Origin of the sequence: Roseateles sp. (assembly GCF_965229315.1) — a bacterium.
In the GTDB taxonomy this organism is placed as follows: Bacteria; Pseudomonadota; Gammaproteobacteria; order Burkholderiales; family Burkholderiaceae_C; genus Pelomonas.
The window spans coordinates 3,091,745-3,115,190 of sequence record NZ_CBDDJA010000002.1; the positions used below are offsets into that span (position 1 = coordinate 3,091,745).

Consider the following 23,446-nt stretch of genomic DNA (forward strand, 5'->3'; position numbering starts at 1 on the left):
GGCCATGGCTGACGAAGCCAGCCAAGCCACGAGCGAACTGCCCGACGTGGTGGATGCGGTCGCGGTGGCGCGCCTGTACGGCGAGCCGCTGTTCCAGATGCCGCTGGACCTGTACATCCCGCCGGATGCGCTGGAGGTCTTTCTCGAAGCCTTCCAGGGCCCGCTGGACCTGCTGCTGTACCTGATCCGCAAGCAGAACTTCAACATCCTGGACATCCCGCTGGCCGACGTGACGCGCCAGTACCTGAGCTATGTCGAGCAGATCCGCGTCCACAACCTGGAGCTGGCCAGCGAATACCTCTTGATGGCCGCGATGCTGATCGAGATCAAGTCGCGCATGCTGCTGCCGCCCAAGAAGAGCGAGGACGGCAAGGAAGTGGAAGACCCGCGCGCGGAGCTGGTGCGCCGCCTGCTGGAGTACGAGCAGATGAAGCTCGCCGCCGCGCGGCTGGACCGCCTGCCCGTGCTGGGCCGCGATTTCCAGCGCGCGCAGGTGCACATCGAGCAATCGCTGACGCCGAATTTCCCCGAGGTCGACAGCAACGACCTACGCGAGGCCTGGCTGGACATCCTCAAGCGCGCCAAGCTCAACCAGCACCACAAGATCAGCCGCGAGCAGCTGTCGGTGCGCGAGCACATGAGCCTCGTGCTGCGCCGGCTGCAGGGCCAGCGCTTCGTCGAGTTCGAGCACCTGTTCGACGTGTCGCGCGGCCACGCCGTCGTCGTGGTCACGTTCATCGCCATGCTGGAGCTGGCGCGCGAGCGGCTGCTGGAGATCACGCAGGCCGAGGCGTTCGCGCCGATCTACGTGCGGCTGGCGTACTCGGCGAACTGACTGCGACCGTCGCCAACATAATCGCAGCCTCGGGATGACGCATGCCATGACTCCGCTGACCGACGACGAACTGACCGCATTGCTTGATGGGCTGGAGAGTGATCGTGCGGAGCGCAAGCAGAGCTGGCGGGGCGACGCACCTGAGAAGGGGCGCCAGGCCGTGTGCGCATTTGCCAACGATCTACCCAACCATGCGCTTCCGGGCGTCCTCTTTGTTGGGGCCCGCGACGACGGCAGCCCAACAGGCCGGGACTTCACGGTCACCGATGACTTGCTGCAAACGCTGGCTGACATCAAAACAGACGGCAAGACGGTCCCGCCACCCACACTGACTGTGGAGCGGCGTGTCCTGAAGGGCGCGGAGATGGTCGTCGTCACCGTCTGGCCTTCGGATGCACCACCTGTTCGATATGAAGGTCGGATTTGGATTCGTACTGGCCCCAGACGGGGCTTGGCGTCCGCCCAAGACGAACGGGTGCTGAATGAAAAACGCCGCCACGGGGACCGCAGTTTCGACACGCATCCTGTGGCCGGATGCAACCTGGCGGAGCTGAATCGAAGCCAGTTCGAAATTGAATTCTTACCTCAAGCCGTAGCGCCCGACATACTCGCTGCCAATGGCAGGACCTACCAAGAGCGGCTGGCATCACTTGGCTTCATCGCAAGCGTTGACGACCCTACACCTACCGTGCTCGGCGTGTTGACCCTGGGTAAGAGCCCCCGAACCTGGGTGCCAGGTGCCTATGTGCAATTTCTCCGTGTACAAGGCACCGCATGGGGAGACCCCGTTATTGACGAAGCCGAACTGGACGGCACGCTTGACATGGTCTTGCGTCGGCTTGACGACAAGCTCAAGGCCCATCTATCCACGGCTGTGTACTTCACATCGGGTGTCGTCGAGCAACGCCACAGCGCTTATCCAATGAGTGCCCTGCAGCAACTGACACGCAATGCCGTCATGCACCGCGTTTACGAAGGCACGAACAGCCCCGTCCGCGTCTACTGGTTTGATGACCGCATTGAGATTCACAGCCCGGGCGGGCCATACGGCTTGGTCACTCGAAAAAACTTTGGTCAACCTGGAGCAAGCGACTATCGCAACCCGGCACTCGCCGGTGTTCTGCGCATCCTGGGCTTCGTGCAGCGCTTTGGTTTCGGCATAGCGGAGTCCCGGCGAGCCATGTTGGCAAACGGCAATCCTGCGCCAGAGTTCCAGGTGGAAGACACCTTCGTCCTCGCAACGCTGAAAAGGGCTGCATGAACGCCACCGCCCAGACCGCACCCGTAATCACCTTCTTCAACAACAAGGGCGGGGTGGGCAAGACATCACTGGTCTTCCATGTGGCCTGGATGTTGTCGCAGATGGACAAGACCGTCGTCGTCGTCGACCTGGACCCACAGGCAAATTTGACCTCGGCCTTTCTGGATGAAGACGAACTGGAGAACCTCTGGGAGCCCACCTCTCAGATGCCTGGCTCGACCATCTACCAGTGCGTCAAGCCACTGACCGAAGTTGGCGACATCCTGGTTCCCAAAACGCGGACCATCAATCCGCGACTGCACCTCATGCCCGGCGACCTCGCGCTAGCAGGGTTCGAAGATGCACTTTCTCGCGAATGGCCCGAAGCAATGGGATCGGCCAGCCTTTATCGCCCGTTCCGCGTACTGACAGCGTTCTGGGAAGTCGCCCAACGCGCGGCGCGGCTTCATCAGGCGGACGTGATCCTGGCAGACGTCGGCCCGAACCTAGGTGCCATCAACCGCTCAGCTCTCATTGCCAGCGATCATGTTTTCATTCCGCTAGCAGCCGATCTGTTCTCACTGCAAGGACTTCGCAACCTAGGGCCGACACTGGAAACCTGGCGGCGGGACTGGCGCAAGCGGCTGGACAACTGGTCACACCCGCAGTTCCCGTTACCCATTGGTCAGATGCAGCCTCAGGGCTACATCCTCATGCAACACATGGAGCGTCTCTCACGCCCCATGAAAGCCTACAAGCGATGGGCAGATCGCATCCCGCAGGTCTATCGCGAGAGCGTCCTCAGAGAGCCGCACCAAGACAACGATGACCTGTTCGCAGAAGATGACTGCGTGGCTCGACTCAAGCATTTCAGGAGCTTGGTACCTATGGCTCAGGAAGCCCGCAAGCCAATCTTCATGCTCAACACGGCCGACGGTGCCATCGGCAATCACGCGTTAGCTGTGCGGGATGCGTGGAACGATTTCAGGTCTCTTGCACTCGCCGTCCTGCTGCGCACGGGAATCGCCTCAGCCAACGACTTCTAACTTCAAAAGCCGGACCACCGATCGACGCCCGCTTAACTCAGCGCCGGCGCAGCTTCTGCACGGCCATCACGGCGGCCAGCACCAGCGCACCGGCCACCACGCCCACCGCCGCGTTCGCGCCGTTCTCCAGCAGCACCGACAACAACCAGGCCTTGCCCTCGGCGAGCTGCGTGATCGCGTGGTGCAGCGGCGTGATGGCGTGCACGAGGATGCCGCCACCGACGAGGAACATCGCTGCGGTGCCCACCACCGACAGCGTCTTCATCAGCCGCGGCGCGGCCGCCAGCAGGAAGCGGCCGATGGCCTGGGTGAACGCACCGGCGCGGCGTGACAGCCACAGCCCCGCGTCGTCCATCTTGACGATGCCGGCCACCAGGCCGTAGACGCCCAGCGTCATCGCGATGGACACGGCCACCAGCACCGCGAGCTGGCTCTGCAGCGGCTGGCCGGCCACGGTACCCAGCGCGATGACGATGATCTCGGCCGACAGGATGAAGTCCGTGCGGATGGCGCCCTTGACCTTGTCGCGCTCGAAGGCGGCCATGTCCACCTGCGGGTCCGCCAGCGCCTTGGCGCGCTCGTCGCGGTGGCCCTGCGCTTCGTCGGCGCCGTGCAGGTAGGGGTGCGCCAGCTTCTCGAAGCCCTCGAAGCACAGGAAGGCGCCGCCCACCATCAGCAGCGGCGTGATGGCCCACGGCGCGAACGCCGCGATGGCCAGCGCCGCCGGCACCAGGATGGCCTTGTTCAGCAGCGAGCCCTTGGCCACGGCCCACACCACCGGCAGCTCGCGGTCCGCCTTGACGCCGGTGACCTGCTGGGCGTTCAGCGCCAGGTCGTCGCCCAGCACGCCTGCGGTCTTCTTGGCGGCGACCTTGGTCATCGTCGCCACGTCGTCCAGCACGGTGGCGATGTCGTCGAACAGGACGAAGAAGCTGGAGGCCATGGGCGACGAGGTTGTTGAAGAGGGCACATGCTATCCGGCACCGGGCCACCATGGCTGCGGGCACCCGGTGCGGCTGGCGCACCCTGCATGCGTCACAGGCAAGACCTGACGCCGCAGCCTCACCGCGCTCTCACCGCCCTCTCACCGATCTCTCACCGGCCTGTCACTGCGATGAAGCAAAGCGTCCGCAGACTGTGAACCCGAGCACACAGCCGGACCCCGTCGAGCACGCGGCGCCGGACCGCTCGCCCCCCACCACTTCGCAGTACCCCAATGCCCATCCACAAGCACGACGCCGCCGAGTCGCCCCTCGACGCAACACCCGACACCTCCGTCACCGATCGCCGCAGCGTGCTGCGCGGCGCGGCCGGGCTGTCGGCCCTGGCACTGGGCAGCGGCCTGGTGGGCATGGAGTCCGCCCAGGCGGCCAGCGCCGCCACCACCAGCTTCGCGATCGCGGTGCTGCCCGACACGCAGTTCTACTCGCGCTACGCGACGACCGACGAGGGCCAGCAGTTCCAGGCGCACTACGGCTCCACGCCCTTCGCCGCGCAGACCGGCTGGATCGCGCAGAACGCCGTCGCCTACAACATCCCGTTCGCGATCCACCTGGGCGACGTGGTCGACCAGCAGGGCAAGCCCAACCAGTGGGCCGTCGCCGATGCCGCGATGAAGCAGCTGGAGACCGCCGGCGTGCCCTACGCCATCCTGGCCGGCAACCACGACGTCATCACCGACTACGACTACCACCAGCCGTCCGACCAGAACTCGGGCACCGACGCCCAGCGCAACCTCGCCAACGAGCCCTACCTGAAGTGGTTCCCGGCCAGCCGCGCCGCCAGGCAGGCCACGTTCCGCGAGCGCGACAGCTCGGGCTTTCACGAGTACCACCTGTTCCAGGCCCACGGCGTCACCTTCATGGTGCTGTCGTTGTCCTGGCGCATCTCGGACGCCGGCATTGCCTGGGCTCGCAGCGTCATCGCGCGCAACCCGTCGGTGCCGGTCATCCTGGCCAACCACCAGCTGCTCAACATCGCCAACGACGGCGTCAGCCCGCTGGAGACCGACTACGGCCTCATGCTGTGGAACAGGCTGATCCGCGACAACGACCAGATCTTCATGACGCTGAACGGCCACCACCACGGGGCGGCCCACCTGCGCAAGTTCAACGACTTCGGCAACGAAGTCCACCAGATGGTGGTCGACTACCAGATGGACTACCAGGGCGGCAACGCCATGATGCGTCTGTACGAGGTCGACTTCACCAACAACAAGATCGACGTCATGTCGTTCTCGCCCTGGGTGGTGCAAAAGCCCAAGGCCACGCTCAATCAGTTCGATTTCGCCGAGCGCACCGAGGCCGGCAACCGCTTCTCCATCGCGATCAACTTCAAGAAGCGCTTCGCGGGCTTCCAGCGCTTCAAGCCGACGCTGTCGGTCAACGGCGCGCCCATCCTGCCGCGCGTGCGCACCGACCTGCTGGCCAACTACACCGAGCCGGCGGTGGTGGCGCCCGTGCCTCCGGCCGACGTGAACGACTTCCCGTCCGTCGCCGAGACCTATGCCCACTGGCGCGCACCGGCCGGCATCGCGGAAGGCCAGGTCGTCCAGGTCGGCGACGTGCTGCCCGACGTGGCCGGCGGCAACGACATGCGTCGCGCCGCGCTCAGCGGCCCGGCCCAGGTCGGCGACGTGGTCTGGTCCACCGACAGGCACCGCCTGTCGTCGGCCGCCGGCAGCGTGCGCTTCCAGAACACCGACAAGACCGTGAAGCGCCTCAACGCCTTCCTGACCGCCGCCGGCGCGTCGGTCAACGGCCGCAGCTTCTGGAACGGCTACACCGTCGAGGCCTTCGTCAAGATCCCCGCGAACTGGGATGCGACCAAGCACGCCTGGTGCAACATGCTCGGCCGCCAGGGCAACCGCGGCAATGTCCCTGGGGGCTACCAGGGCGGCGACCCGGAAGCCTCCAGCGTGCTGTTCGCCATCTCCAGCCTGCGCGAAGTGCAGTGGGAGGTCGTGCCGGCGAGCAATGCGCGCAACGCGCAGACCAACTGGTCGGGCGAAGTCATCCGCAACACCTGGTTCCACGTCGCCATCGTCAACGACCCGGCCACCGCCACCACCACGATGTATGTCGAAGGGGCCCCGGTGCTGCGCAACGTCGCCAATGCGGCCACCGGCACCCGTTCGCAGGCCACGCCGCTGCCGTGGATCCTCGGCGCCGGCTGGTGGGACGGCGTGCTGGACGACGGCTTCTTCGGCTCCATCGGCGAGCTGCGCCTGGTCGGCAAGCCGCTGCCCGCCGACAAGTGGCTGACGGCCCGCCGCAGCTGACGGCCCGCCTGCGACATCCGGCGCGGGCCGCCCGGCGGCCCCGTCATTCCCATCTTTCGGAGCACCCCATGGTTCAACGCATCCTCTGCGCGGCACTCGCCGCGCTCGCCATCCCTGCCCTCGCCCACGCCGACCAGTTCCAGGCCACCGGCGGCATCTTCAACGGCAGCGACTACGGCAGCCGCTACGTCGGCGCCGGCGGCAACGCGCCGCTCACCAGCCAGGCCCTGGGCGAGGTCGTGGACGGCGGCCACCTGGCGTTCGACGCCTTCGGCTTCTACAACAGCGGCGTGGGCAGCCTGGGCCAGGCCCGCCAGGTCGAACTGCTCGGCGGCAACGTCTTCCGCTTCTTCGACACCTTCACGAACACCGGCACCACCGCGGTCACCACGACGCTGAACTTCTTCGGCAACCTCGGCTCCGACGGCGACGAGCTGGTCAGCCACAACGGCGGCGGGCTGATCGTGAGCTGCACCGATGACGGTACCAGCCAGTGCACAGCCCAGCCGGTGCTGGCGCTGGTGTCGGGCAACAACGGCCTGGGTCAGGCGGCCATCACGCCCGACCGCTACAACGTGCGCTACACGGTCAGCCTGGCACCAGGGCAGAGCCTGAGCCTGCTGAACTTCGCCTTCCTGGCCAGCGACGCCGACGGCCCCACGGCGGCCGACGTGTCGCTGGCCCAGGCCACGGGCCTGGCGCTGCTGTCCGACCCGCGCCTGGAAGGCCTGAGCCCGCAGCAGATCGCGTCCATCGCCAACTACACGCTGTCGCCCGTGCCCGAACCGGCAAACTGGATGTTGGCGCTGGCCGGTCTGGCGGGCATCGGCCTGTGGCAGCGCCGTTCGCGCCGCGCCGATTGAGCACCCACAGCCTGGCTCAGCGGTAGTGCCGCGCCAGGCTCTCGGCCACGCACACGGGCTTGTCCACGCCTTCGCGCTCGACGCTGACCTCCACCGTCAGCTGCTTCGCGCCGCCGGGCGCGTCGTCCAGCGCCAGCAGCCTGAATGCCGCGCGCAGCCGGCTGCCCACCGGCACCGGCGACGTGAAGCGCACCTTGTTCAGGCCGTAGTTGACGACCATGCGCGTCTCGGTCACCGCGAAGCCGGTCTCGAAGAAATACGGGATCAGCGACAGCGTCAGGAACCCATGCGCGATGGGGCCGCCGAACGGCCCGGACTTGGCACGCTCGGGGTCGACGTGGATCCACTGCCGGTCCTCGGTGGCTTCGGCGAAGGCGTTCACGCGGGCCTGGTCGACGGTGATCCAGTCGCTGTGGCCCAGGGGCTGGCCGACGAGGGCTTGCAGGTCGGCGAGGGTGTCGAAGGTGCGCATCGGGGGTGACGAGGGGGTGGCGGGTCTCGCGCTCACGTTAACCTAGCCGGCCATGCCCGACAGTACCGCCCGCGACATCCTCGTCCTCGCCGCCCACCCCGACCTGGCGCGCTCGCACGTCACCCGCACGATGCTGGCCGCACTGCGCGCGTCGCCCGCCGCCGCACGCGTGGAACTGCGCGACCTGTACCGCCTGTACCCCGACTTCCACCTGCACGTCGAGGCCGAGCAGCGCGCGCTGCAGGCGGCCCGGCTGGTCGTCATGCTGCACCCCATCTACTGGTACAGCATGCCGGCGCTGCAGAAGCTCTGGCTGGACGAGGTGCTGCGCCTGGGGTGGGCCTACGGCCCCGGCGGCACCGCGCTGCAGGGCAAGGATTTCTGGCTGGTGGCCTCCACCGGCGGCGGCCTGGACAGCTACGGCCCCGGCGGCCACAACCACCACACGCTCGACGAGTTCCTGCTGCCCTACCAGCAGTCCGCCAAGACCTGCGGCATGCACTACCTGCCGCCGCAGGTCCTGCACGCCGCCCACCGCGCCAGCGACGCCGACATCGATGCGCACGCCGCGCTGTTCGTGAAGCGGCTGGCGAAGTACCCCGAATGGTGCCAGGCGCTCGCCGCGCCGGAAGCCGGCGATGAGGAGGCCGTGCCTCTGGACGAACGTCCACCGATGTTCTCCGCGCTGGATGTGGGGGTGGCCGAATGACGGGTCACTGGCTGACGCTACCGCTCGTCTTCCTGGCAGCCGCCGTGCTGGCCGTGCCGCTGGCGCGCTACCTGCGGCTGGGCGCCATCCTCGGCTACCTGGTCGCCGGCCTGCTGATCGGCCCGCAGGTGCTGGGCCTGGTCCCCGAGTCCAATGCCATCCCGGAGGTCGCGGAGCTGGGCGTCGTGCTGATGCTGTTCCTCGTCGGCCTGGAGCTGGAGCCCAAGCGGCTGTGGGCCATGCGCCGGCCCATCTTCGGCTGGGGCAGCGTGCAGCTGCTGGGCTGCGCGGCAGCGCTGACGGCGGTCGGCCTGTGCCTGGGCTATCCGTGGCGGCTGACCGTCGTGGTCAGCCTCGGGCTGGCGATGTCGTCCACCGCGGTGGCGCTGGCGGTCATGGCCGAGCGCAACCTCGGGCGCACGACAGCCGGCGAGAGCATCTTGTCCGTCGCGCTGCTGCAGGACATCGCCGCCATCCCGGTGCTGGCGCTGGTGCCGGTGCTGGCCTTGAGCGGCGCACACGACGACGGCCATGGCCAGACGTGGCTGGCGGCGGCCAAGGCGGTGGGCGCCATCGTCACCATCATCTTCGGCGGCCGGCTGCTGCTGCGCCCTGCATTGCGCTGGATCGCGCAGAGCAAGACGCCGGAAATCTTCACGGCCGCCGCGCTGCTGCTGGTGCTGGGCACGGCCGCGCTGATGCACCTCGTCGGCCTGTCGATGGCGCTGGGCGCATTCCTGGCCGGCGTGCTGCTGGCCGAGAGCGAATACCGCCGCGAGCTGGAGACCGACCTGGAGCCGTTCAAGGGGCTGCTGCTGGGCCTGTTCTTCATCGCGGTGGGCATGGGGCTGGACCTGCACGCCGTGGCCGCCCAGCCGCTGTTCGTGCTGGGCACGCTGGTGGCGCTGCTGGTGTGCAAGATCGCCGTGCTGGTGGCCATGTCCCGGGCGATGAGAATCCCGCTGGTCGAGCGGCCGGCCTTCGTCATGCTGCTGGCGCAGGGCGGCGAGTTCGGCTTCGTCGTGTTCCAGCTGGCACAGGGCGAGGGCATAATCGACGCGGCGCAGAACTCCGCACTGGTGGCGGCCATCGCGCTGTCGCTGGCGCTCACGCCGGTGCTGCTGGCCGGCGGCGACCGCCTGATGTCGCGCAAGCTCGCGCGCCTGGGTCTCAAGCGCAAGCGCGAGGAGGCGCCGCCGCCGCCCTCACCCATCATCATTGCCGGCAGCGGCCGCTACGGCCAGGTCATCGGCCGGCTGATGCGCGCCAACGGCCTGCAGGCCACCGTGCTGGACCACGACGCCGAGGCCATCGAAAGCCTGCGCCGCTTCGGCTGGACGGTCTACTACGGCGACGCGACGCGGCTGGACCTGCTCAAGAGCGCCGGGGCCGAGACGGCACGCATCCTGGTCATCGCCATCGACGACATCGCCCAGAGCATCGAGATCGCCGAGCTGGCGCGCGAACACTTCCCGCAGCTCGCCCTCGTGGCCCGTGCGCGCAACGTGCAGCACTACTACCGGCTGCGCGAGCTGGGCGTCACCCACATCGAGCGCGAGACCTTCGAGTCGGCGCTGCTGAGCGCGCGCAGCGTGCTGGAGCTGACCGGCATGGAGCCGCACGCGGCACGCCGCCAGGCGCTGCGCTTCAAGCGCCACAACCTCGAACTGCTGGAGCAGATGGTGCCGCTGCAGCGCGACGAGAGTGCACTGATCGCCGCGGCCAAGCTGGGCCTGCAGCAGTTCGACCAGCTCATCGCCGCCGAACGTGCGGCCGAGGAATCGCACCGCAAGGCGCAGCGCACGGTCTGGGAGAAGCACGACGGCACGGGCACTGCAAGCTGAGGGCGTCGCACCGAGCGCCACGCGCGCTGCAACACCCGCACGGGCCACGACAACAGGGCAGGCGGCGACAATCGCGGCCATGTTCGCCCCCTCCCAGCTCGAAGTCCGGCGCTTCTTCTGCGCCACCTACCGCAAGTGGCGCGACGGCGCGCCGCTGATCCCGATGGAAGCCCTGGCGGCCGACTGGATCGCCGAGCACCCGGAGTACCACGGGGACTTCGCGGACGAGGCCGGCGCACTGGAGAAGGTCTACACGGTGGAGGAAGGCCGCACCAACCCCTTCCTGCACCTGTCCATGCACCTGACGATCACGGAGCAGCACGCCATCGACCAGCCCTCGGGCATCCGCCAGGCCATCGACCTGCTCGCCGCCAGGCGCAACTCGCGCCACGAGGCCCACCATGTGGCGATGGACGCGCTGGGCGAGATGATCTGGGCATCGCAGCGCAGCGGCCTGCCGCCGGACGGGCACGCCTATCTGGACAAGGTGCGGCAGGCCGCCACCCGCTGAAAAGCAAAAAGCCACCGTGAGGTGGCTTTTTGTCTGGCGAAGGCGGTTCAGGCCTGGAAGCTGCCGCCGCCGACGCTGCGGCGCTCGGCCTTGCCGCCTGAACCGTAAAGGCCGGTGGGCTCGCTGGGGATCAGCACGTCCAGCGCGCGGTCCAGCGACGCGTTGCCGCGGGCCAGCGATTCACGCTGCGCGGCGAGCAGGCCGCCGGCACGCACCAGGCGGTTGCGCAGCGCGGCGGGCACGCTGCCGGTGCGTGCGGCGTCGCTGAAGCTCTGCACGGCACGAGCGAGATGCTGGTGAAGTTCGGCCGCGTGCTGCTCGATGGCCGCCGAGTCCCGGCGGGCCAGCGCATCGCCGAGCTGGTTCAGCGCCGCCTCGACGGCCAGCAGAGGCTGTTCGAGGTCGGCGCCGAGCGGGGTGGACGAGGCGTGGGTCATGGGGTTCAGTGCTTGTTGGCGCGAGCGTCCAGCAATTCTTGCGCATTCGCGACCAGCTTGTCGGCGATCGCGCTGGCGTTGATCGTGAACTTGCCCTCGGTGATGGCCTTGGAGATGCGGTCGACCTTGGCGGCGTCGAAGCTGCCGTCGTCCGCGCCGGCGCTGGCGGCGATCTGGGCGGACTTGGAAATCTCGACCTGCGTGCTGGGCGTCAGCACCGGCGCCAGGGGCGGCGCCTTGATGGGCTGGGACAACTCCGACTTGCGGCCGGACAGCGTTTTGTCGGTGCGCTCAGCCTTGGCCTGGTTGACGCTGGATTCAGGGCTGTTACCGATCTTCATGGGGATTCTCCAGGTGCGGGGCGGACCCCGCTGGCGGGCATTGCAGGGGAGTTTCCTCTGTATCGGCAGCCAGCCGAAGTTCTTGAGCGGGAAGTGGCCGTGTTTTCCGGCCAATTCGGTGATTCCGTGGGGATTTGCTCACAGCACCAGCTCCACGCGGCGTTCGCCGACAGCCCGGCCGCTGGCGATGCGGCCGCTTTCGAACCGCACGCGCACGTCCTGGCCCTCCACCCCCGCGCTCAGGGCCTGGGCTTCGGAGGCGATGGCAAATCCTTCGCCGGCGACTCGCACCTGCACCGTTTCGCCGGCAGCGAACCACTGGCGGGACTTGAGCACCGGGGCGCGCACGGCCTCGGACGCCCCCAGCGGACGGGCCAGCGAGCGCCCGAGCAGCAGCGCCGGGTCGGTGAACACGGCACCGGGTTCGGCCGCGATGTCGATATCGGCCATCGCCAGGTGTTCTTGAGACAAAGTCACGCCCGCCGGCAGCGGCCCGGCGGCGACGACAGCCCGGCCGAAGACGGCCACGCGCACCGGCAGCGTCACGTTCCAGCGCACGGCGCCGTCCGTGCAGCGCAGGCCGATGCGGCTCTTGCCCCAGGCGGACATGCCGGGCGGCAGATAGGGCTGGACCTGCTGGCAGGGCGCCAGGCGCAGGCGTGGGTCGAGCGTGCCGATCTCCACCGCCACACGCGCGCCAGGCGCCGCCGCAGCGCGGGCGGCCGCCTCGGCCAGCACGCGCACGCGCTCCAGCAGCGTCGGGTCGAGCACCGTCTGGGCCCAGGACGAACCGGCGGCAAGCAGGCAGACGAGGAGCAGGGTGGCGCGCAGCATGGCCGCAACTCTAGGGATGGCGGCCTGCCCGCCTTGATGGGAATTGAGCGGCTTTGGCGGCGCTTATCGCGCTCATGTTTTCGGGGCCCCTCCAGACAATCAGCGTGAAGAGCCGCCCCGGCCATGCAACCTGAAGGGGACCCGATGTTGAACCGCCTCACCGACTCGCTGAATTTCCAGACCCAGGCCCTGACGCTGCGGGCGGAGCGCCAGCGTCTGCTGGCCAGCAACATCGCCAACGCCGACACGCCGGGCTACCAGGCCCGCGACATCGACTTCTCCCGTGCGCTGCGCGAGGCCACCGGCGAGGTGGGCACGCCCGGCGCCCTCAAGACCACGCAGAGCGGCCACATGGCACCGCTGGCGGGTGCGCGCGGCGAGAGCGGTAAGGTCTATGCGCTGCAGTCGCAGACCAGCCTGGACAGCAACGGCGTCGACATGGACCGCGAGCGGGCCAGCTTCGCCGACAACTCGGTGAAGTACGAGGCCACGTTGCGCTTCATCAGCGGCTCCGTGCGCACCACGCTGGACGCCATGAAGTCATACAACCAGGGCTAAGCCATGTCGATGTTCCAGATCTTCAGCGTCTCCGGCAGTGCGATCAGCGCGCAGAGCCAGCGCCTCAACGTCGTGGCCAGCAACCTGGCCAACGCCGACACGGTGGCCGGACCCGACGGCCAGGCCTACAAGGCACGCCAGGTGGTCTTCCAGACCCAGCTGATGGGCGCGGGCGACGACAGCGGCAATGCCGGCGTGCGCGTGTCCAACGTGACCGAGGACCAGACGCCCGGGCGCCGCGTGCACGACCCCAAGCATCCGCAGGCCGATGCCGAGGGCTACGTGACCTACGCCAACGTGAACCCGGTGGAGGAGATGGTCAACATGATCTCGGCATCCCGCTCCTACCAGAACAACATCGAAGTCATGAGCACGGCCAAGAGCCTGCTGCTCAAGACCCTGCAACTGGGTCAGCAGTGACCGGGAGTTAAGACATGGACGTCTCCGCCATCAACGGCACCGCCGCCGCCAGCACGACATCGACCCAGAACGCGGCCGATACGCAGGACCGCTTCCTGAAGCTGCTCGTCGCGCAGATGAACAACCAGGACCCGCTGAACCCGATGGACAACGCGCAGGTGACGAGCCAGATGGCGCAGATCCAGCAGGTCACGTCGCTGTCCACGCTGGACACCAGCATCAAGAACCTGGGCCTGCAGCTCGGCCAGATGCAGGCCATGCAGTCCATCTCGCTGGTGGGCCGCGAGGTGGCCGTGCCCAGCGACAAGATCCGCGTGACGGACGGCGCGGCCGAGGGCAGCTACGAGCTCGGCGGCGCCGCCAGCAACGTGAAGCTGGAGATCCTCGGCCCGGCCGGCAACGTCATCGACACGCAGCAGCTGGGCGCGCAGGGTTCCGGCCGCCAGACGTTCTCCTGGAACGCCGGCACGCTGGCCGCCGAAGGCGCGGACCTGAAGTACCGCATCACCGCCACCAACGGCACCGCCGCCGTGACGTCCACGCTCTACGCCTTCGACAAGGTCAAGTCGGTCTACAGCGAGGACAGCCGTCTCAAGCTCGACCTCGAACGGCTCGGCCCCGTGGACTACACGACGGTCTCCTCCGTCAACTGACGCGCCCCGCGCCACCCCCTTCCCGCACGACAGCAAGGACTCCACCATGAGCTTCCAGCAAGGCCTTTCCGGGCTCAACGCCGCCTCCAAGAACCTCGACGTCATCGGCAACAACATCGCCAACTCGGGCACCTTCGGCGCGAAGGCGTCGCGGGCCGAGTTCGCCGACGTCTACGCGGCCGCGCTGAACGGCGCGGGACAGAACCAGGTCGGCATCGGCACCAGCCTGCAGGCGGTGGCGCAGCAGTTCACGCAGGGCAACATCACGACGACCGAGAACCCGATGGACCTGGCCATCAACGGCGGCGGCTTCTTCCAGGTCAGCGACGGCGTGAACCCGGTGCGCTACAGCCGCAACGGCCAGTTCAAGATCAGCAAGGACGGCTTCGTCGTCAACAACGACGGCTTGAAGCTGATGGGCTACCCGGCCAACGGCGCTGGCGTCATCCAGCCCGGCACGGCGCAGCCGCTGCAGCTGCCCACCGGCGGCATCCCGCCGGCCGTGACGACCAAGGTGAACCTGGAGTTCAACCTGGATTCGCGCGTCAAGACGACCGCGCCTGCCGGCGCCACCGGCATGGACCTGAAGGACTCGTCGACCTACAACAACGCCACGTCCATGACGGTCTACGACGCCAAGGGCCAGGACGTGGCCGTCACCTTCTACTTCCAGAAGGGCGAGACGGCGCCGGACGGCAGCGACACCTGGAACGTCTACGCGACCGCCAACGGCACGCCGTTCGACACCAACTCCGACGGCAATCCCATCGGCGTGGACGCCAACGGCAACCCGCTGGAGCCGTACACGACGATGACCTTCCCGCCCACGGGCGGTGCGCCGACGCTGCCGGCCGGACCGATCACGATGAACATCCCGGCCGGCGTCAGCACCCGTGGCAACACGACGCTGCCGATCACCGGCATCCAGTTCGACATGACCAAGGCGACCGAGAACGGCAGCAGCTTCGCCGTGACCAGCCTGACCCAGGACGGTTACGCGCCCGGCCAGCTGAGCGGCATCCAGGTCGCCAACGACGGCACCGTGCTGGCCCGCTACTCCAACGGCCAGAGCAAGCCGGCCGGGCAGGTCGAGCTGGCCAACTTCCGCAATTCGCAGGGTCTGCAGCCGCTGGGCGGCAACATGTGGATCCGCACCGTGGCCTCCGGCGACGCCGTGGTGGGCGTGCCGGGCGACGGCAACATGGGCGCGCTGCAGTCCGGCGCGCTCGAAGAAAGCAACGTCGACATCACGGCCGAGCTGGTCAACATGGTGACGGCGCAGCGCGCCTACCAGGCCAACGCGCAGACGATCAAGACGCAGGACCAGGTGCTGCAGACCATCGTCAATCTGCGGTGATGGCGCAGCGCGAACGCGCGTCGCGCTCGCCGCGACGTGCGAGTTAAGGAGCGAGCATGGATCGGATGATTTACCTGTCGATGGCCGGCGCGAAAGCGGCCATGCAGCGCCAGGACGTGCTCTCGCACAACCTCGCCAACGTCACGACCAACGGCTTTCGCGCGGAGCTGCAGGCGTTTCGCGCCGTGCCGGTGCGCGGCGATGGCGCGTCCACGCGCGCCTACGCCCTCGAAACCACCATCGGCTACAACGACGCGCAAGGGCCGCTGACGGCCACCGGCCGCAACCTGGACGTCGCCATGCAGGGCACCGCCTGGCTGGCCGTGCAGGGCACCGACGGCACCGAGGCCTACACCCGCGCCGGCTCGCTGGACGTCAATTCGGAAGGCCTGCTCGTCATGCGCAACGGCCTGCAGGTGCTGGGTGACGGCGGCCCGATCAATGTGCCGCCCAACAGCGAGGTGGCGGTCGGCAGCGACGGCACCGTCAGCGCCAAGCAGCCCAACCAGCGCCCCACGACCATCGGCCGGCTCAAGCTCGTCACGCCCGAAGTGCCCATGACACGCGGCGATGACGGCCTGTTCCGCGCCGCCGACGGCGACTTGCCGCAGGACCCGGCAGCGCGCCTGCAGGACGGCGCGCTGGAAGGCTCCAACGTCAGCCCCGTCGAGACCATGGTCGCCATGATCGCCGCGGGCCGCCAGTTCGAGCAGCAGATGAAGCTGCTGCAAATCGCCCAGACCCAGGGCCAGCAATCCGCCAAGCTGCTTGGCAGCACCTGAGCCGTACCCAAGGAATCCTCACCATGATGCGCTCGCTCTGGATCGCCAAGACCGGCATGGAAGCCCAGCAGACCCAGCTGGACAACATCTCCAACAACCTCGCCAACGTCGCCACCAACGGCTACAAGCGCTCGCACGCCGTCTTCGAGGACCTGATCTACCAGACCATGCGCCAGAGCGGCGCCAACAGCACCGAGCAGACCGTCCTGCCCACGGGCCTGCAGGTGGGCCTGGGCGTGCGCCCCGTGGCCACTGCGCGCATCTACACGCAGGGCAACCTGCAGCAGACGAGCAACAACCTCGACGTGGCGATCAAGGGCGACGGCTTCTTCCAGATCCAGATGCCCGACGGCACCACGGCCTACACGCGCGACGGCTCGTTCCAGCTGAACGCCAACGGCCAGATGGTGACGAGCAACGGCTACACCGTGCTGCCCGGCATCACGATCCCGCCGAACGCGCAGAGCCTCACCATCGGCAACGACGGCACCGTCAGCGTCACGCTCCCCGGCCAGGCCGCGACGCAGACCGTGGGCCAGATCCAGCTGGCCAACTTCGTCAACGCGGCCGGCCTGGACCCCAAGGGCCAGAACCTGTTCACCGAGACCGCCTCCAGCGGCACACCCAACACCGGCGCGCCCGCCAACAACGGCATGGGCGCGCTGGCGCAGGGCTTCGTCGAGACCTCCAACGTCAATGTCGTGGAGGAGCTGGTGCAGATGATCCAGACGCAGCGCGCCTACGAACTGAATTCCAAGGCCGTGCAGACGTCCGACCAGATGCTGCAGAAGCTGGCCCAGATCTGAGGCAACCCGCCATGAAATCAATCGCCCTTCTCCTCACGGCCACCGCGCTGCTCGCCGGCTGCGCCACGCCTTACCCGGTGCCCGAGGTGGAACTGGCGCACACGCCGGTGGTCAACCTGCCGCCGGTGCAAGCGCTCGCGGCCAACAACGGCTCCATCTACCAGGCGGCCAGCTACCGCCCGCTGTTCGAGGACCACCGCGCACGGCTGGTCGGCGACACACTGACCATCAGCATCACCGAGAAGGTGTCGGCCACGCAGACGAGCACGAGCGCGCTGAGCAAGACCGGCAGCCTGTCGGCCGGCGTGACCGCGCTGCCCGGCATCGCGGGCAACTCCTTCGGCAAGGCCACGGCCGGCGCCACGTCGACCAACGACAACTCGGGCAAGGGCAGCAACCAGAACACCAACGAGTTCACGGGCGCGATCACGGCCGTCGTGACCGCCGTGCTGCCCAACGGCCACCTGATGATCAGCGGCGAGAAGCAGATCGGCGTGAACCGCAACGTCGACGTGCTGCGCTTCTCGGGCCAGGTGGACCCGCGCATGATCGGCCAGGGCAATGCCGTGCCGTCCACCTCGGTCGCCAACGTGCGCATCGAGCAGCGCGGCCGCGGCGCCACGGCCGACGCTCACGCGGTGGGCTGGCTGTCCCGCTTCTTCCTGAACATCGCGCCGAGCTGATCGGCTCAACCCGCCTTGCTGGCGAGGTAGTCGACGGCCAGGTTGGCCAGCGCCCTGACGCCCACCTCCAGCCCGCGCTCATCGACGACGAAGCGCGGCGAGTGGTTGGAGTAGGCCTTGCTCGGCTCGATCTCCGGCGGCGTGACGCCGACGAAGAAGAACAGGCCCGGGATCAGGCGCTGGAAGAACGAGAAGTCCTCCGCGCCGGTCGCCTTGGGCACGACCTCGATGCCCATGGGCCGCGGGCCGGTGCTGGCCACGCGCGTCAGCGTGGGCACCATCTGCTCGGTCAGCACCGGGTCGTTGCGCGTGACAGGGTAGTTCTTCGTGATGCAGACCTTGCACGTCGCGCGCGACCCGGCGGCGATGCCCTCGGCGAGCTGCGTCACGCGCTCGTGGATGGCGTCGCGCATGCCCTCGTCGAAGCTGCGGATGGTGCCGCGCATCTCGACCGAGTCCGGGATGATGTTCTCGCGCACGCCGCCCTTGATGGCACCAATGGTGACGACGGCCGGCTCGCGGTTCAGGTCCAGCGTGCGGCTGACGATGGTCTGCAGGCCCAGCACGATCTGCGCGGACGTGACGATGGGGTCCACGCCCAGCCACGGTGCCGCGCCATGCGTCTGCTTGCCCTGCACCGTGATCCTGAGCTTGTCCGAGCTGGCCATCGTCGGCCCGGGCCGGTAGCCGATGACGCCCGCAGGCTGGCGCGACGTGACATGCAGGCCGAAGATGGCGCTGGGCGTCGGGCTCTCCAGCACGCCCTCCTTGATCATCAGCGCCGCGCCGCCCTCCTCGCCCTCGGGCGGCATCTCCTCGGCGGGCTGGAACAGGAACTTGATGCAGCCCGGGATGTCCGCGCGCAGGCTGGCCAGGATGCTGGCCACGCCCATCAGGATGGCCACATGGCAGTCATGCCCGCAGGCGTGCATGACGCCCACCTCTTCGCCGTTCCACACCGCCCGAGCCCTGGACGCAAACGGCAGGTCCACCTCCTCGGTGACGGGCAGCGCATCCATGTCGGCGCGCAGCGCGACGACGCCACCATCCGCGCCGCCCGGCAGCCCACCCTTGAGCAGCCCGACGACGCCGGTGTGGGCCACGCCCGTCCTGACCTCGTCGAACCCCAACGCGCGCAGGTGATCGGCGACGATGGCCGCGGTGCGGAATTCGCGGTTGCCAAGCTCGGGGTGCTGGTGCAGGTCGCGCCGCCAGGCGATGACCTGGGGCTCTAGCGCCGCAGTCAGCGCGGCGATCCGGTCGGCGAGTGGCGGCTGCGGGCTCATGCGGGCATGGTAGATCGCGTCGCCCGCCGCTGGGGCGCGCGGCGTCTCAGCCGCCCAACAAACGACGTAACCGGCGTTTCAAGTCCAGCCACTGCCGGCCGCGCGAGCGGTCGATGCGCTTCACGTCGACCAGCGTGAAACTGCCGCAGCCGGTCAGCGTGTGCAGGCCGGCCGTGTGACTGTCGCTGAGCAGGTCGCCGGTCAGTCGCTCGTCGCCGCCCTCGATGACGACGCGCTCCGGCGTCAATACGGGCAAGCGCAGCAGCCGCGTGGCGCTGCCATAGCCGCCGGTGCTGTCCTGCACGGGCAGCACCGGCACGCCGTCCCGGCCGACGAAGGGCCGGCCGGCGGGCCGGGCACCGCGGCGGTCGTTGCGCACCGGGTTGCCCACCAGCGGTGTCCACGGACCGGTCAGCCCGGGCGCGTGGGCGACATGCAGTTCGCGCTGGTCGCGCCCGTGGCGGCCGACCAGCGTGTAGAACATCCACCAGCGGCCACCGTGCTCGAACAGCGATGCATCCGCGCCCGGCAGCCCGCTCAGCAGGGCGCACTCACGCGCCCACCGGTCCAGCGACGCGTCGGTGGCGCGGTACAGCGCGATCTCGCCGGCCTGGTGGCTCTCGGGCACCATCCAGGTCTGGCCCGCATGCTCGAACACCTGCGGGTAGGACAGGTGAAAGGGGCGCTCCAGCACTGTCGCCTGACCACGCCAGGCCAGGTCGGACAAGCCGAACTCATGGCGCTCGATGTGGGCGCGCTTGGTGCGGTAGTCGAAGGCTTCGACGAAGACGTGCAGGGCGTCGCCGCGCGCCAGGCCGAACGGGTCCGCCAGATAGCGCCAGCGGCCGGCGTCGGGCAGCCAGGTGACCAGTGCCCGCGCGGCGCGCAGCGTCCGTGCGTTGGCGTCTTCGATGCGCACGGGAACGATGCCGACCTGCCAGAAGTCGGAGCGCGGTGTCTTGAGCATGCCTCAGTGTCGCCCGGCAAGGCCCGTCCGGCCGGCATCGCCAGACCGGCGCCGGAAGACCTCAGGCCGCGATGGCTTCCTCTTCGTCCTCGAACCGCTCGGCCCCGGCCGCGCGGTGCAGCATGACGTCGCGGTAGAAGCCCAGCGTCCTGGCCACTGCGTTGCTGCGGTCGTAGGCGGCCGTCGCGTAGCTCACGCGGCGCTCGCTCGCCTCCAGGCGGCGCAGCCGCGCCAGTTCTTCGGCCATCGCGCGGCCCAAGAGGTCGGCGTCGCCCACGCCCACCAGGCGCGCCGGCTGGCCAGCCAGCATTTCCCGCGGGCCTTGGGTGGCCGTGGACAGCACGGGGCGGCCGGCGCGCATGGCTTCCAGGATGGCGAGCGGGAAGGCTTCTTCGCGCGACGCCGACACGAACAGGTCGAAGGACTTGAGGGCCTGGTCCACATCGCTGCGGAAGCCGAGCAGGCGCACGCGGGGGTCGCCGGCGGCCATGTCTTCCAGCATGGCGCGGTCCGGTCCTTCGCCCAGGATCGCCAGCACGGCGTTGGCCGGCGCATGCGCCTTGAACGCGGCGACCAGCAGGTCCATGCCCTTGGCGCGCTGCAGGCGGCCCACGCTGCCCACGAGCAGTTGGTCGGGCGTCAGGCCCAGTTCGACGCGCAGGTCGGTGCGCATGGCAACCACCTGGGCGTTGCGCTCGGGCGCCCAGTTGTAGATGAGGCTGGCCAGGCCCGCACGGTCGCGGGGCAGGCCGTCGTGCTGGGCACGGTTGACGCAGACCAGCCCGTCCATCAACGCATGGTGATGAGGCTTGTAGCCGACGTGCAGCGTGCCGATGCGCGATGCGCTGCGGGCCTGGGCGACCGCCTTGCAGGCCGGGCCGAGGTGGCCGTGGCACACGTCGGCGCCCAGCTTGCGCGCCAGCGCCGCAACGCGCCATCCGCGCATCAGCGGCAGCTTCAGGCCATGAAACCGGACGGCGGGCGATAGCGCACCGGCCACCGCGGAGCCGGCGGTGCCGATGACGTGGACACGGTGGCCCAGTGCGGCCTGGGCATTGGCAAGGTCGATGCAGTGGAGCTCACCGCCAGCGATCCGGGAAGAGAAAACGACGTGAACCAGAGTCAACGGCTCGAAGGGCGGTGGCATGGCGCGGTTTGACTGGATAGTAGGTATTCAAAACTTTACCTAGCTACACATTCAGAAACCTGTCGCGAAGCCTTTGCGCGGCCGTGTAAATCGCCAGATTTCCCCGCTCAGTGCCAGCGGGCGTGGCCGGCATGGCGGCAATGGCTTGGTTGACGCTGCGGTCCCTGGGACACGAGGATCGCAGCGCTATGGGCAGGCAGCCCACAGGAAAAGGCGTCGGCAGGATGTCACAGCCGACCCGCTTCTCGCTGAGCGCAAGCTTGCGCGTTACACAAAGGGCCCGGCCAGCGGCGCAGCTGTGGCGCGGCCACGGTTTCGAAAAGCGGGGCGGTCCCCGGCCTTTTCTGCGGCTTCGCGGGCTCAAGCATCCGCAGAATCGGTCGAGTGAAGTCCCTGCAAGTCCTCCTCCTCAGCCTGGCCGTCGTGCTGGCGCCCATCGCGCCTGCCCAGGCCGCCCGCATCAAGGAAGTCGCGTCCGTGGCTGGCGTGCGCTCCAACCCGTTGACCGGCTACGGGCTGATCGTGGGCCTGGACGGCACGGGCGACCAGACCACGCAGGCGCCGTTCACCGGCCAAAGCCTCACGGCCATGCTGCAGCAGTTCGGCGTGTTGCTGCCCCAGGGCGTGACCATGCAGCCCCGCAACGTCGCCGCCGTCATGGTGACGGCGCAGCTGCCGGCCTTCGCGCAGCCCGGCCAGCAGATCGACATCAACGTGTCCTCCATCGGCAACGCCAAGAGCCTGCGCGGCGGCACGCTGATCGCCACGCCGCTGCGCGGCGCGGACGGGCAGATCTACGCCATCGCCCAGGGCAATCTCATCGTCGGCGGCGCCGGTGCGTCGGCGGGCGGCGCCAAGGTACAGATCAACCACCTCAGCGCCGGCCGCATCCCGGCGGGCGCCCTCGTCGAGCGCTCGGTGCCCACCCCCATCGCCGCAGGCGACTTCATCCAGTTCGACCTGAACAGCAGCGACTTCACCACCGCCCGCGCCGTGGCCCAGGCCATCAACAAGGCCAAGGGCAGCGGCGTCGCCCAGGCGCTGGACGGCCGCGTCGTGCGCGTGCGGGCTCCCAGCACACCCGACGACCGCGTCGCTTTCCTGGCCGATGTCGAGAACCTCGACGTCAGCATGGCCATACCGGCGGCGCGCGTCGTCATCAACGCGCGCACCGGGTCGGTCGTCATGAACCAGGCCGTCACGCTCGCCGCCTGTGCCGTCGCCCACGGCAGCCTGTCGGTGACGATCAGCTCCACGCCCATCATCAGTCAGCCCAATGCGCTGTCCGGCGGCCAGACGACGGTGGCCGAGAAGGCCGACATCTCCATCCGCCAGGAACCCGGCAGCCTCATCCAGTTGCCCGCCGGCGCCCGGCTGTCCGACGTCGTCAAGGCGCTCAACTCGCTCGGCGCCACGCCCCAGGATCTGCTCGCCATCCTGCAGGCCATGAAGAGTGCGGGTGCCCTCAACGCCGAGCTCGAGGTGATCTGATGCCCTCGTCCTTCCAGTCCATTTCCGGCCAGAGCCTGGGCAGCCTGGACTCGCTGAAGGCGGCCGCTTCGCGAGACCCCAAGGCCAGCATCCGCGAGACGGCCAAGCAGTTCGAGACGCTCTTCATGCAGGAAGTCATGAAGAGCATGCGCGCTTCGACGCTGTCCAGCGGCATGCTCGAGAACAACGCGACGCAGCTCGGCACCGAGATGCTGGACACGCAGTTCGCCGGCAAGCTGGCCGGCCAGCCGGGCGGGCTCTCGGACATGATCGCCCGCCAGCTGCAGCGCCAGATGGGCATCCAGGACCTGAAGTCGCTGACGCCCGAGAAGATCGCCGCGGCCAGCCAGACGACGCTGGCGCAGGCGCTGCCGGCGCTGGCCACCAAGGGCATCCCCAACCACGTGCAGAGCTTCATCCAGCAGCACGACGCCGCGGCCAAGGCCGCGTCGGCCGCCACCGGCATCCCGGCCAGCTTCATGGTCGCGCAGGCGGCGCACGAGAGCGGCTGGGGCAGGCGCGAGATCACGGGCGCCGACGGCACCAAGAGCCACAACGTGTTCGGCATCAAGGCCACGCCCGGCTGGACGGGCAAGACCGTCGAGGTGCAGACCACCGAGGTCATCAACGGCCAGGCGCACAAGGTCATGGCCAAGTTCCGCGCCTACGGCAGCTACGACGAGGCCTTCAAGGACTACGGCAAGCTGATCAGCAACAACGAGCGCTACGCCAAGGTCGTCGCGCAGGCGCAGAGCGGCAACGCGACCGGTTTCGCCCGCGGCCTGCAGCAGGCCGGCTACGCCACCGACCCGGCCTACGCCGAGAAGCTGGCCAAGGCCATCCACACCACCCAGCGCGTGCAGAGCACGCTGGCTTGAGCCCCT

General features: G+C 68.6%; 25 protein-coding genes. 17 read left to right on the top strand and 8 right to left on the bottom strand.

Annotation, left to right across the window (positions count from 1 at the left end; all coding sequences use genetic code 11):
* Window positions 1–4 precede the first annotated feature (4 nt).
* The 3 genes from ACO07H_RS19175 to ACO07H_RS19185 are packed head-to-tail and all read left to right on the top strand — an operon-like array spanning window position 5 to window position 3,121.
* A complete protein-coding gene (locus ACO07H_RS19175) occupies window positions 5–835 on the top strand; it encodes a segregation and condensation protein A (protein WP_422017070.1) in 831 nt (276 codons plus the stop codon).
* Window positions 836–881: 46 nt separating this feature from the next.
* The gene (locus ACO07H_RS19180; RefSeq protein ID WP_422017072.1) at window positions 882–2,096 is read left to right on the top strand and encodes an ATP-binding protein; all 1,215 of its coding nucleotides are present in this window, start codon (window positions 882–884) and stop codon (window positions 2,094–2,096) included.
* Window positions 2,093–3,121 (top strand): ParA family protein, encoded by a 1,029-nt coding sequence (locus tag ACO07H_RS19185; protein ID WP_422017074.1) that lies wholly within the window; start codon window positions 2,093–2,095, stop codon window positions 3,119–3,121. Before ACO07H_RS19180 ends, ACO07H_RS19185 begins: the two co-directional genes overlap by 4 nt.
* Before the next feature lie 37 nt (window positions 3,122–3,158).
* On the opposite strand, the gene ACO07H_RS19190 is transcribed toward ACO07H_RS19185, so the two are convergent.
* Window positions 3,159–4,064: a DUF808 domain-containing protein gene (locus ACO07H_RS19190; protein WP_422017076.1), complete on the bottom strand. Its 906-nt coding sequence runs from the start codon at window positions 4,062–4,064 to the stop codon at window positions 3,159–3,161.
* Window positions 4,065–4,337: 273 nt separating this feature from the next.
* Here ACO07H_RS19190 and ACO07H_RS19195 point away from each other — a divergent pair, with 273 nt between their 5' ends.
* Together ACO07H_RS19195 and ACO07H_RS19200 are read left to right on the top strand one after the other, a co-directional pair.
* Window positions 4,338–6,401, top strand: a complete 2,064-nt coding sequence (locus ACO07H_RS19195; protein WP_422017078.1) for a LamG-like jellyroll fold domain-containing protein — start codon at window positions 4,338–4,340, stop codon at window positions 6,399–6,401.
* 68 nt (window positions 6,402–6,469) lie between these two features.
* The gene (locus tag ACO07H_RS19200; protein ID WP_422017080.1) at window positions 6,470–7,264 is read left to right on the top strand and encodes a PEP-CTERM sorting domain-containing protein; all 795 of its coding nucleotides are present in this window, start codon (window positions 6,470–6,472) and stop codon (window positions 7,262–7,264) included.
* Between the two features lie 16 nt (window positions 7,265–7,280).
* On the opposite strand, the gene ACO07H_RS19205 is transcribed toward ACO07H_RS19200, so the two are convergent.
* On the bottom strand, window positions 7,281–7,736 hold the full coding sequence (locus tag ACO07H_RS19205; protein WP_422017082.1) for a MaoC family dehydratase: 456 nt from the start codon (window positions 7,734–7,736) through the stop codon (window positions 7,281–7,283).
* A 52-nt stretch (window positions 7,737–7,788) separates the two neighbouring features.
* Here ACO07H_RS19205 and ACO07H_RS19210 point away from each other — a divergent pair, with 52 nt between their 5' ends.
* From ACO07H_RS19210 to ACO07H_RS19220, 3 genes are all read left to right on the top strand, one after another.
* Window positions 7,789–8,445, top strand: coding sequence for an NAD(P)H-dependent oxidoreductase (locus ACO07H_RS19210; RefSeq protein ID WP_422017084.1), 657 nt, complete (start codon window positions 7,789–7,791; stop codon window positions 8,443–8,445).
* Window positions 8,442–10,289, top strand: coding sequence for a glutathione-regulated potassium-efflux system protein KefC (gene kefC / locus ACO07H_RS19215; RefSeq protein WP_422017086.1), 1,848 nt, complete (start codon window positions 8,442–8,444; stop codon window positions 10,287–10,289). Before ACO07H_RS19210 ends, kefC begins: the two co-directional genes overlap by 4 nt.
* Window positions 10,290–10,368: 79 nt before the next feature.
* Complete coding sequence (locus tag ACO07H_RS19220) at window positions 10,369–10,800, top strand: DUF1841 family protein (RefSeq protein ID WP_422017088.1); 432 nt, start codon at window positions 10,369–10,371, stop codon at window positions 10,798–10,800.
* Window positions 10,801–10,847: 47 nt separating this feature from the next.
* Here the strand turns inward: ACO07H_RS19220 and ACO07H_RS19225 are convergent, their stop codons facing one another.
* The 3 genes from ACO07H_RS19225 to flgA all read right to left on the bottom strand — a co-directional run bounded on the left by ACO07H_RS19225 (window position 10,848) and on the right by flgA (window position 12,412).
* Entirely contained in the window at window positions 10,848–11,237 is a 390-nt protein-coding gene (locus ACO07H_RS19225) for a hypothetical protein (protein ID WP_422017090.1), read from the bottom strand.
* A 5-nt stretch (window positions 11,238–11,242) separates the two neighbouring features.
* Complete coding sequence (gene flgM / locus ACO07H_RS19230) at window positions 11,243–11,578, bottom strand: flagellar biosynthesis anti-sigma factor FlgM (RefSeq protein ID WP_422017092.1); 336 nt, start codon at window positions 11,576–11,578, stop codon at window positions 11,243–11,245.
* Window positions 11,579–11,716: 138 nt separating this feature from the next.
* Window positions 11,717–12,412: a flagellar basal body P-ring formation chaperone FlgA gene (flgA, locus tag ACO07H_RS19235; RefSeq protein ID WP_422017094.1), complete on the bottom strand. Its 696-nt coding sequence runs from the start codon at window positions 12,410–12,412 to the stop codon at window positions 11,717–11,719.
* Between the two features lie 144 nt (window positions 12,413–12,556).
* Here flgA and flgB point away from each other — a divergent pair, with 144 nt between their 5' ends.
* From flgB to ACO07H_RS19270, 7 genes are read left to right on the top strand one after another with little or no spacing between them, the layout of a single operon-like run.
* On the top strand, window positions 12,557–12,970 hold the full coding sequence (gene flgB, locus ACO07H_RS19240; protein WP_422017096.1) for a flagellar basal body rod protein FlgB: 414 nt from the start codon (window positions 12,557–12,559) through the stop codon (window positions 12,968–12,970).
* 3 nt (window positions 12,971–12,973) lie between these two features.
* On the top strand, window positions 12,974–13,390 hold the full coding sequence (gene flgC, locus ACO07H_RS19245; RefSeq protein WP_422017098.1) for a flagellar basal body rod protein FlgC: 417 nt from the start codon (window positions 12,974–12,976) through the stop codon (window positions 13,388–13,390).
* 14 nt (window positions 13,391–13,404) lie between these two features.
* Entirely contained in the window at window positions 13,405–14,043 is a 639-nt protein-coding gene (locus tag ACO07H_RS19250; protein ID WP_422017100.1) for a flagellar hook assembly protein FlgD, read from the top strand.
* Between the two features lie 46 nt (window positions 14,044–14,089).
* Window positions 14,090–15,400 carry a flagellar hook protein FlgE gene (gene flgE / locus ACO07H_RS19255; RefSeq protein WP_422017102.1) on the top strand — a complete coding sequence of 437 codons (1,311 nt, stop codon included), beginning with the start codon at window positions 14,090–14,092 and terminating at the stop codon, window positions 15,398–15,400.
* 56 nt (window positions 15,401–15,456) lie between these two features.
* Window positions 15,457–16,182, top strand: coding sequence for a flagellar basal-body rod protein FlgF (gene flgF, locus ACO07H_RS19260; protein WP_422017104.1), 726 nt, complete (start codon window positions 15,457–15,459; stop codon window positions 16,180–16,182).
* 23 nt (window positions 16,183–16,205) lie between these two features.
* Window positions 16,206–16,988: a flagellar basal-body rod protein FlgG gene (gene flgG, locus ACO07H_RS19265; RefSeq protein ID WP_422017106.1), complete on the top strand. Its 783-nt coding sequence runs from the start codon at window positions 16,206–16,208 to the stop codon at window positions 16,986–16,988.
* Between the two features lie 11 nt (window positions 16,989–16,999).
* Window positions 17,000–17,671 (top strand): flagellar basal body L-ring protein FlgH, encoded by a 672-nt coding sequence (locus tag ACO07H_RS19270; protein ID WP_422017108.1) that lies wholly within the window; start codon window positions 17,000–17,002, stop codon window positions 17,669–17,671.
* A 5-nt stretch (window positions 17,672–17,676) separates the two neighbouring features.
* Here the strand turns inward: ACO07H_RS19270 and ACO07H_RS19275 are convergent, their stop codons facing one another.
* The 3 genes from ACO07H_RS19275 to ACO07H_RS19285 form a co-directional block, all read right to left on the bottom strand.
* On the bottom strand, window positions 17,677–18,957 hold the full coding sequence (locus ACO07H_RS19275) for an amidohydrolase (RefSeq protein ID WP_422017110.1): 1,281 nt from the start codon (window positions 18,955–18,957) through the stop codon (window positions 17,677–17,679).
* A 46-nt stretch (window positions 18,958–19,003) separates the two neighbouring features.
* Window positions 19,004–19,924 carry a glucosamine inositolphosphorylceramide transferase family protein gene (locus ACO07H_RS19280; protein ID WP_422017112.1) on the bottom strand — a complete coding sequence of 307 codons (921 nt, stop codon included), beginning with the start codon at window positions 19,922–19,924 and terminating at the stop codon, window positions 19,004–19,006.
* Between the two features lie 61 nt (window positions 19,925–19,985).
* A complete protein-coding gene (locus ACO07H_RS19285) occupies window positions 19,986–21,071 on the bottom strand; it encodes a glycosyltransferase (RefSeq protein WP_422017114.1) in 1,086 nt (361 codons plus the stop codon).
* Window positions 21,072–21,455: 384 nt separating this feature from the next.
* Between ACO07H_RS19285 and ACO07H_RS19290 the strand changes: the two genes are divergently transcribed.
* Complete coding sequence (locus ACO07H_RS19290) at window positions 21,456–22,562, top strand: flagellar basal body P-ring protein FlgI (RefSeq protein ID WP_422017116.1); 1,107 nt, start codon at window positions 21,456–21,458, stop codon at window positions 22,560–22,562.
* Window positions 22,562–23,440 (top strand): flagellar assembly peptidoglycan hydrolase FlgJ, encoded by an 879-nt coding sequence (gene flgJ / locus ACO07H_RS19295; protein WP_422017118.1) that lies wholly within the window; start codon window positions 22,562–22,564, stop codon window positions 23,438–23,440. The genes ACO07H_RS19290 and flgJ overlap by 1 nt, the downstream gene beginning before the upstream one ends.
* Window positions 23,441–23,446: the final 6 nt, after the last annotated feature.

Coding starts and splice junctions, on each gene's coding strand:
- ACO07H_RS19175 (WP_422017070.1), top strand. CDS start 5: ATGGCTGACGAAGCCAGCCAAGCCACGAGCGAACTGCCCGACGTGGTG.
- ACO07H_RS19180 (WP_422017072.1), top strand. CDS start 882: ATGACTCCGCTGACCGACGACGAACTGACCGCATTGCTTGATGGGCTG.
- ACO07H_RS19185 (WP_422017074.1), top strand. CDS start 2,093: ATGAACGCCACCGCCCAGACCGCACCCGTAATCACCTTCTTCAACAAC.
- ACO07H_RS19190 (WP_422017076.1), bottom strand. CDS start 4,064: ATGGCCTCCAGCTTCTTCGTCCTGTTCGACGACATCGCCACCGTGCTG.
- ACO07H_RS19195 (WP_422017078.1), top strand. CDS start 4,338: ATGCCCATCCACAAGCACGACGCCGCCGAGTCGCCCCTCGACGCAACA.
- ACO07H_RS19200 (WP_422017080.1), top strand. CDS start 6,470: ATGGTTCAACGCATCCTCTGCGCGGCACTCGCCGCGCTCGCCATCCCT.
- ACO07H_RS19205 (WP_422017082.1), bottom strand. CDS start 7,736: ATGCGCACCTTCGACACCCTCGCCGACCTGCAAGCCCTCGTCGGCCAG.
- ACO07H_RS19210 (WP_422017084.1), top strand. CDS start 7,789: ATGCCCGACAGTACCGCCCGCGACATCCTCGTCCTCGCCGCCCACCCC.
- kefC (WP_422017086.1), top strand. CDS start 8,442: ATGACGGGTCACTGGCTGACGCTACCGCTCGTCTTCCTGGCAGCCGCC.
- ACO07H_RS19220 (WP_422017088.1), top strand. CDS start 10,369: ATGTTCGCCCCCTCCCAGCTCGAAGTCCGGCGCTTCTTCTGCGCCACC.
- ACO07H_RS19225 (WP_422017090.1), bottom strand. CDS start 11,237: ATGACCCACGCCTCGTCCACCCCGCTCGGCGCCGACCTCGAACAGCCT.
- flgM (WP_422017092.1), bottom strand. CDS start 11,578: ATGAAGATCGGTAACAGCCCTGAATCCAGCGTCAACCAGGCCAAGGCT.
- flgA (WP_422017094.1), bottom strand. CDS start 12,412: ATGCTGCGCGCCACCCTGCTCCTCGTCTGCCTGCTTGCCGCCGGTTCG.
- flgB (WP_422017096.1), top strand. CDS start 12,557: ATGTTGAACCGCCTCACCGACTCGCTGAATTTCCAGACCCAGGCCCTG.
- flgC (WP_422017098.1), top strand. CDS start 12,974: ATGTCGATGTTCCAGATCTTCAGCGTCTCCGGCAGTGCGATCAGCGCG.
- ACO07H_RS19250 (WP_422017100.1), top strand. CDS start 13,405: ATGGACGTCTCCGCCATCAACGGCACCGCCGCCGCCAGCACGACATCG.
- flgE (WP_422017102.1), top strand. CDS start 14,090: ATGAGCTTCCAGCAAGGCCTTTCCGGGCTCAACGCCGCCTCCAAGAAC.
- flgF (WP_422017104.1), top strand. CDS start 15,457: ATGGATCGGATGATTTACCTGTCGATGGCCGGCGCGAAAGCGGCCATG.
- flgG (WP_422017106.1), top strand. CDS start 16,206: ATGATGCGCTCGCTCTGGATCGCCAAGACCGGCATGGAAGCCCAGCAG.
- ACO07H_RS19270 (WP_422017108.1), top strand. CDS start 17,000: ATGAAATCAATCGCCCTTCTCCTCACGGCCACCGCGCTGCTCGCCGGC.
- ACO07H_RS19275 (WP_422017110.1), bottom strand. CDS start 18,957: ATGAGCCCGCAGCCGCCACTCGCCGACCGGATCGCCGCGCTGACTGCG.
- ACO07H_RS19280 (WP_422017112.1), bottom strand. CDS start 19,924: ATGCTCAAGACACCGCGCTCCGACTTCTGGCAGGTCGGCATCGTTCCC.
- ACO07H_RS19285 (WP_422017114.1), bottom strand. CDS start 21,071: ATGCCACCGCCCTTCGAGCCGTTGACTCTGGTTCACGTCGTTTTCTCT.
- flgJ (WP_422017118.1), top strand. CDS start 22,562: ATGCCCTCGTCCTTCCAGTCCATTTCCGGCCAGAGCCTGGGCAGCCTG.